Source organism: Kitasatospora sp. NPDC091257 (genome assembly GCF_044757675.1).
GTDB classification, from domain to species: Bacteria; Actinomycetota; Actinomycetes; order Streptomycetales; family Streptomycetaceae; genus Kitasatospora; species Kitasatospora lactacystinica.
Map to the genome: position 1 here is coordinate 1 of NZ_JBIVVI010001578.1, position 1708 is coordinate 1708.

The 1708-nt window shown below is 69.8% G+C and carries 1 protein-coding gene; it reads right to left on the bottom strand.

Going from position 1 to position 1708, the window contains the following annotated elements; genetic code table 11:
- Nucleotides 1-157: 157 nt before the first annotated feature.
- Entirely contained in the window at nt 158-1546 is a 1389-nt protein-coding gene (locus ACIQOV_RS40425; RefSeq protein ID WP_401055994.1) for a rhodanese-like domain-containing protein, read from the bottom strand.
- Nucleotides 1547-1708 lie beyond the last annotated feature (162 nt).

Consider the following 1708-nt stretch of genomic DNA (forward strand, 5'->3'; position numbering starts at 1 on the left):
CCCCCGTTGAACAGTGGCCTCGTCACCACCGGGCCGAGGCCGACGACCTGATCACCACCGACGACGGGGTCGTCCGGTTCGCGAGTGAGGCTCGCCCTTGTCCAAGCCTCGTGCACGCACGATGAAACGGGACGTCCCGGCCTCAACTGGCGGTACGTCATGATGCTTGAGCCGGGTGGATGAGGGTGTGCCAGGCATCGTAGCCGCCGAGGAGGTCGGAGACCTCGGTGTGACCGTGGTGGCGCAGCAGGCTGGCGGCGATGGAGGAGCGGTGACCGCTGGCGCAGTGGACGACGAGGGGGCCGCCGGTGGGGATCTCGTCGAGGCGGCCTGGGAGTTCGGTCAGGGGGATGTGCAGGGATCCTTCGATGGAGCCGGTTTCGCGCTCGCCGCAGGTGCGCACGTCCAGGACGGTGGGGGGCTGCGTGTCGGTGAGGGCGGTACGGAGCTGGTCGACGGTGAGGCGGCCGGCGGGGGTGACCTCGTCGGCGAGGGCGGGCAGGGCGTTGCCGGGGTTGCGCAGGTAGCCGGCGATGTGGTCGAAGCCGATGCGGGCGAGGCGGGTGACGACCTCGCCCTCGCGGTCCTGCGGGGCGATGATCGCGATGGTGCTGTCGGGGGTGAGGACGGCGCCGGCCTGTTCGGCGAAGCGGCCGTCGACGGGGACGTTGATGGCGCCGCGGATGTGTCCGGCGCCGAAGTCCTGGGGGCTGCGGGCGTCGAGGACGACGGCGCCCGCGTAACGGGCCTCCTTGAAGCCTTCGGGGCACAGGGGCCGGGCTGTGTTCGTGGGATCGAGCAGCGGGCGGTCCTGCCGGTTGAGGGCGGCGTCGTGGCCGAAGTAGGCGGGGGCGGTGGACTGGCCGGCGGTGACGATGCGGACGAAGGTGTCCTGGTCCATGGGCCGGCAGGCGTAGTTGGTCAGTCGCTGCGTCCCGATGGTGGACTGGCGGTCGGTGGAGAGGTTCTTGCCGCAGGCCGAGCCGGCACCGTGGGCGGGGAAGACGAGAGTCTCGTCGGGCAGAGTGAGCAGCTTGCGGTGGACGCTGTCGTACAGCATCGCGCCGAGTTCGGCGGCGGTGACGCCGGCCGAGGCGAGCAGGTCGGGGCGGCCGACATCGCCGATGAACAGCGCGTCGCCGGTGAGCACACCGTACGGGACGGTGTCGTCGGGCTGCTCGAAGACCAGGATGCTGATCGACTCGGGCGTGTGGCCGGGGGTTTCGAGGACCTGGACGGTGACGTCGCCGAGTTCGATCCGCTCTCCGTCGGCGAGCTTGCGGATGGGGTACTCGGTCTCGGCGCGGTGACCGTAGCCGATCCAGGCGCCGGTGCGGGCGGCGAGTTCGAGGTGGCCGGCCAGGAAGTCGGCGTGGAAGTGGGTGTTGATGACGCCGACGACGGTCAGGCCACGTGCCATGGCGTCGGCGAGGTACTCGTCGACGTCCCGGCGGGGGTCGACGATCACGGCCTGGCCGGTGCGTTCGTCGGCGATCAGATAGGAGGCCTGGGAGAGGCAGTCGAGGTAGTACTGGCTGAAGATCACGGGGTTGTCTCCTCCGGGTCGGGCCTCGGCCTTCTCCTGGTTGGCGAAGCCGGATTCCTGGGCGCCACAGCGCCATCGTGATACCCCCCTCGGTATATTTGCGAGCATACGGCTTCGGGAGCCGATACGGGCGGGGGTATGTCCGAACGATTTCGATAATAC